This is a genomic window from Saccharomonospora saliphila YIM 90502 (assembly GCF_000383795.1).
GTDB lineage: Bacteria > Actinomycetota > Actinomycetes > Mycobacteriales > Pseudonocardiaceae > Saccharomonospora > Saccharomonospora saliphila.
Genome location: NZ_KB912607.1, coordinates 8,872 through 14,286 on the forward strand (window position 1 = coordinate 8,872; position 5,415 = coordinate 14,286).

The 5,415-nt window shown below is 72.1% G+C and carries 7 protein-coding genes; all 7 read right to left on the bottom strand.

What is annotated here, in order from left to right:
- On the bottom strand, positions 1–750 hold a 750-nt coding region (locus SACSA_RS21050; RefSeq protein ID WP_019813051.1), incomplete at its 3' end, for an aminotransferase class III-fold pyridoxal phosphate-dependent enzyme.
- Positions 750–1,688 carry an acetylglutamate kinase gene (argB, locus tag SACSA_RS0101870; RefSeq protein WP_019813052.1) on the bottom strand — a complete coding sequence of 313 codons (939 nt, stop codon included), beginning with the start codon at positions 1,686–1,688 and terminating at the stop codon, positions 750–752. The genes SACSA_RS21050 and argB, both read right to left, overlap by 1 nt.
- Positions 1,685–2,836: a bifunctional glutamate N-acetyltransferase/amino-acid acetyltransferase ArgJ gene (gene argJ, locus SACSA_RS0101875; RefSeq protein WP_019813053.1), complete on the bottom strand. Its 1,152-nt coding sequence runs from the start codon at positions 2,834–2,836 to the stop codon at positions 1,685–1,687. Before argJ ends, argB begins: the two co-directional genes overlap by 4 nt.
- 154 nt (positions 2,837–2,990) lie before the next feature.
- On the bottom strand, positions 2,991–4,043 hold the full coding sequence (gene argC, locus SACSA_RS0101880) for an N-acetyl-gamma-glutamyl-phosphate reductase (RefSeq protein WP_019813054.1): 1,053 nt from the start codon (positions 4,041–4,043) through the stop codon (positions 2,991–2,993).
- Positions 4,044–4,378: 335 nt separating this feature from the next.
- On the bottom strand, positions 4,379–4,603 hold the full coding sequence (locus tag SACSA_RS26545; RefSeq protein WP_408640263.1) for a DUF222 domain-containing protein: 225 nt from the start codon (positions 4,601–4,603) through the stop codon (positions 4,379–4,381).
- Positions 4,600–4,824, bottom strand: coding sequence for a hypothetical protein (locus tag SACSA_RS25565; protein WP_198008906.1), 225 nt, complete (start codon positions 4,822–4,824; stop codon positions 4,600–4,602). The genes SACSA_RS26545 and SACSA_RS25565 overlap by 4 nt, the downstream gene beginning before the upstream one ends.
- 72 nt (positions 4,825–4,896) lie before the next feature.
- Positions 4,897–5,415 (bottom strand): phenylalanine--tRNA ligase subunit beta-related protein (locus SACSA_RS0101890; RefSeq protein WP_028661436.1); only part of this gene is annotated, 519 nt, incomplete at its 5' end.

Below are 5,415 nucleotides of genomic sequence, written 5' to 3' on the forward strand. Positions count from 1 at the left end.
GTGCTGGTATCCGAACCACGCGCCGAGCCTGCCGATACCGGTCTGCACCTCGTCGACCACGAGCAGCGCCCCGTGCCGTGCGGTGATCTCCCGGGCCCTGCGCAGGTAATCGGGTGGCGGGACGACGACCCCGTTCTCGCCCTGCACCGGTTCGACCACGAACGCGGCCGTGTCGTCGTCGACGGCGGACTCGAGGGCCTCGGCGTCGCCGTACGGGATGTGCGTCACGCCCGGGACGAGCGGCTCGAACGGGCCGCGCTTGCCTTCTTGGCCGGTCAGGGCGAGCGCGCCCATCGTGCGGCCGTGGAATCCGCCCTCGGTGGCCACCACGCGCGTGCGGCCCGTGCGCCGGGTGAGCTTGAACGCCGCCTCGACGGCCTCGGCGCCGGAGTTGGTGAACAGGACCTTGCCGTCCACTGCCTCGCCGTGCACACCGGACAGTGCGAGCAGGCGCTCGGCCAGCGTGAGCGCGGGCTCGTTGATGTAGAGGTTCGACGTGTGCCCGAGGGTCGCGACCTGGCGGGTCACGGCCGAGACGACAGCCGGGTGGGCGTGCCCGAGCGCGTTCACCGCGATGCCCGAGACCAGATCGAGGTACCGCCGGCCGTCGGTGTCCCACACCACGGCGCCCTCACCTCGGGCCAGTGTCAGCCCGGGCGTGCCGTAGTTGTTCATCATCGCCGCCTGCCACCGGGACCGGTGGTCGGCGTCATGCCCGGCCACGTCGGCCGGGTGATCGTCCGCGCTCATCACGAAACCCCCTCGTCCGGCAGGACCATCGTGCCGATGCCCCGCGAGGTGAACACTTCGAGCAGCACCGAGTGCGCGATGCGGCCGTCGATCACGTGGGCGCGCGGCACTCCGCCGCGCACGGCGCGCAGGCACGCGCGCATCTTCGGGATCATTCCGCTGGCCAGCGTCGGCAGGAGCCGCTCCAGCCTTTCGGCGCCGATCCGGTCGATCAGCGAGGAGCGGTCGGGCCAGTCCGCGTAGAGTCCCTCGACATCGGTGAGCACGACGAGCTTCTCCGCGCCCAGCGCGGCGGCGAGGGCACCGGCCGCGGTGTCGGCGTTGACGTTGTGCACCACGCCCTCCGCGTCGGGCGCGACGGTGGACACCACCGGGATGCGCCCGGCGTTGACGATGTCGCGCACCGCGTCCGGGTTGACGTCGGCGACCTCGCCGACGAGTCCGATGTCGACCTGCTCGCCGTCCACCGTGGCGTGCGTGCGCTCGGCCGTGAACAGGCGGGCGTCCTCACCGGAGATGCCGACCGCGTACGGACCGTGGGCGTTGATGAGTCCCACGAGCTCCCGGCTGACCTGACCGACGAGCACCATGCGCACGACGTCCATCGTCTCCGGGGTGGTCACGCGCAGGCCGCCCTTGAACTCACCGTCCATTCCGAGCCGGTCGAGCATCGTGCTGATCTGCGGGCCGCCGCCGTGCACCACCACCGGGCGCAGTCCGGCCAGCCGGAGGAACACCATGTCCTGAGCGAAGGCGTGCTTGAGATCGTCGTCGACCATGGCGTTGCCGCCGTACTTCACCACCACCCAGGAACCGTGGAAGCGCTGGAGCCAGGGCAGGGCCTCGACCAGCACGCCCGCCTTCTCCGCGGCGGTGGCGAGGCGTTCGTCGGCGGGCACGGTCGTCGTGTCGTCGGAGGCGCGGGGCGTGGCGTTCATGTCGAATAGGCCGAGTTCTCGTGCACGTAGGCGTGGGTGAGGTCGTTGGTCCAGATGGTCGCGAACTCGGTGCCCGCCTTGAGGTCGACGGTCACGGTGACGGCGCGGTCGGCGAGGTCGACCTTGTTCCTCGGCTCGCCCGGGCCCCCGCTCCGGCAGATCCGCACGCCGTTGACGGCGACGTCGAGGTCGCCGGGTTCGAACGTCGCGTCGGTGGTGCCCACGGCAGCGAGGATGCGTCCCCAGTTCGGGTCGCGACCGTAGACGGCCGTCTTGAACAGATTGCTGCGGGCGATCGCGCGGCCCACCGTCACGGCGTCGTCCTCGGTGGCCGCGCCGGTGACCTCGATGGCGATGTCGTGCTCGGCGCCCTCGGCGTCGCGCAGGAGCTGCTGGGCGAGGTCGTGGCAGGCGTCGGTGAGCACCTCGGTGAACGCGGCCTCGTCCGGCCGGGCGCCCGAGGCGCCACTGCACAGGAGCAACACGGTGTCATTGGTGGACATGCACCCGTCCGAGTCGAGCCGGTCGAAGGTGCGCCGCGTGGCTTCACGCAGCGCGCGGTCGGCGGTCTCGGCGTCCACGTCGGCGTCGGTGGTGACGACCACGAGCATCGTGGCCAGCGCGGGGGCGAGCATCCCCGCGCCCTTGGCCATACCGCCGACGCGGTAGCCGTCGCCGTGGCGCACGACCTCCTTGCTCCGGGTGTCGGTGGTCATGATCGCCTCGGCGGCGGCGGGCCCGCCGTCGGCGGACAGCGCCTTGACGGCGAGCTCGACACCGGTGGTCATCGCGTCACGGTCGAGTTGTTCACCGATGAGCCCGGTGGAACACACGACGACATCGACCGCACCCGTGCCCAGACGGTCGGCGACCTGCTCGGCGTTCGCGTGCGTGGTCTGGAAGCCCTGCGGGCCGGTGTAACAGTTGGCACCACCGGAGTTGAGCAGCACCGCCCTGGCACGGTGATCGGAAAGCACCTGCTCGCTCCACAGGACCGGGTTCGCCTTGCACCGGTTGCTCGTGAACACGGCGGCGGCCACGTCGGACGGGCCGTCGTTGACCACGAGGGCGACGTCCGGCGTGCCGCTGGCCTTCAGCCCCGCGGTGACGCCGCACGCCCGGAATCCGCCGGAAGCGGTGACTGTCATGACGCGACCTCCGGAAGCCAGGGACGGGACCGAACCCGCGAGGGCCGACCCGTGGACGGGAATGGGTGACTCGCCGACGGAAGGGGGCGACTCGCCGACAGGAAGGGGCGACTCGCCGACGGGAGGGGGCGACTCGCGGGCGGGCGGGGGTGCGTCATGGGGCTACTCCTGTCGTGGGGAGACCCGTGGTCTCCGGGAGGCCGAGGGCGAGGTTCACGGACTGGACGGCGGCGCCGGCCGTGCCCTTGGTGAGGTTGTCGATCGCCGCGACCACGACGAGGCGCCCGGCGTCGCGGTCGACCGTCACCTGGAGCTGCACCGTGTTCGCACCGAGAGTGGCCGCCGTGGTCGGCCACGTGCCCTCCGGCAGGAGCCGTACGAACGGCTCGTCGGCGTAGGCCTTCTCGTAGACCGCCCGCACCGTGTCGTTCGTGGCCTCCTCGGTGTCCTCGCTCCGCTCGGTCCGTGCCAGCGGCGCGCTCGCCGTGGTGAGAATGCCGCGTGGCATCGGCGCCAGCACCGGAGTGAACGAGACCGTGACCCGCTGCCCGGCGACCTCGCTGAGGTTCTGGGTGAACTCCGGCGTGTGCCGGTGGGCACCGCCGACGCCGTAGACGCTGGCCGAGCCCATGACCTCCGAGCCGAGCAGGTGTGGCTTCAGGCTCCGCCCGGCACCGGAGGTCCCGGTGACGGCGGTGATGGTCACCTCGGGGCGCACCAGGCCCGAAGCCAGCGCGGGAGCCAGCGCGAGGGAACCGCCCGTCGGGAAACACCCCGGCACGGCGATCCGGCGGGCTCCCCGCAGCGCGTCCCTGCGGCCGGGCAGCTCGGGCAGCCCGTAGGGCCAGGTGCCCGCGTGGTCCCCGCCGTACCAGCGCTGCCAGTCGGTGGGGTCGTTCAGCCGGTGGTCGGCACCGAGGTCGACGACCAGGGTGTCGTCGCCGAGCTGCGCGGCGATCTCGGCGGAATGGCCATGCGGCAGCGCGAGGAACACGACGTCGTGCCCGGCGAGGCGCTCGGCCGTGGTGTCGCGCACGGTTCGCTCCGCCAGCGGCGCCAGGTGTGGGTGGTGCTGCCCCAGCGGGGTTCCCGCGCTGCTCGCGGCCGTGAGCGCGCCGATCTCGATCTCCGGGTGGGCGAGCAGGAGCCGCAGCAGCTCGCCACCCGCGTAGCCGGTCGCCCCGGCCACCGCTGCCTTCACCGTCATACGTATGAGTATGCATGACTACGCAAATCCAATCTTGGCCGGGTCCGGACCGACTGAAGCCACCGCGGTCACCTCAGAACGGTGGTGGCGCCGGACCATCGCCGCGCAGGGAGTTCGGCTCGGTGCGTAGGTGCGCGCTCGGACGGGGTGCGGACCTCGAACCGGTGGGTGGTCGCATCCAGGCGGGGCTCCACCCGGGTCTGTCCTTCATCCGGTGTGGTGTCGGCGGCGCAACCCGACGAGGTTGTCGGGGCTCGTGTGGCCACCGCGGCCTCTGCCCCAATCAACCAGATGATCGAGGTCACCGAACCGGCTCGGTCGGTGGCACTCTGACATCACCCCACCTGGGCGGGCAGATCTGCCAGCAGCGTGGCCATCCCGTCGTGGCCGTGGACCAACTCCACCCGACGGGCGGCCCGCCGCACCCGTGCGCGTTCGGCAGCGCCGTCGGGGTCGACCCGGTGCACCACGCGAGTGGCTGCCTGTCGGAGGCGACCCGGGTCCTTGTCCGCCACCCGGCCCGCGAGCACGGAGGCGGCCTCCCCCGGCCTTCTCGTCAGACGAACACGCCGTGGATTCGACCACTTTCGTGGCCTTGTATTCGCCGACGATTCCGTTCTTCATCGCCGCGAGAATGTTCGGTACACGGCGTGTCGCGATTCGGGCCAGGTCGATTTTTCCTGCGCGCGGCGTGGCCGCCGACCGAAAGCGCCAGCGCCACGTCGGCCGCCGCTTCCCGGGAGTCGCCGTAGGTCCGGCACAGGTCGGCGATCTCCCGCAACCGTGCGGCCTGTACGCGCGCGATCCGCTCTCCCGAATCCGGTCACGATACCGGGCCGCGGAACCCGGGCGGTCAGCCGCGCAGGACCGCGCCGAACCGCTCGCTCGCCGCCGCGACGGCGGCGTCTCGGGCCTCGTTGGCCTCCTCCGCCGTCAGCGTCCGGTCGGGAGCGCGGAACCGCAGCTGGTACGCCAGCGACCGCCTGCCCTCGCCCACCTGCTCGCCGGAGTAGACGTCGAACAGCGACACCTCTTCGAGGAGATCACCGGCACCGTCCCTGAGCGCGTCGGCGAGGTCCGCGGACGGCACGTGCTCGTCCACCACCAGCGCCACGTCGAGCAGCACCGGCGGGAACGGCGAGATCGACGGCGCGGGACGGCGGTCCACCAACGGGAGCGCGTCGAGGTCCAGCTCCATCGCCGACGTCCGCTTCGGCAAGCCGAGCGCGTCCACGACCTTCGGATGCAGCTCCCCCGCGTGACCGACGGTGTGTCCGTCGACCACCAGGCGGGCGCACCGGCCGGGATGCCACGGCATGACGTCGGCCGCCTCGGGGCGCAGCGCGACCCCCGCCGCGTCGGCGACGTCGCG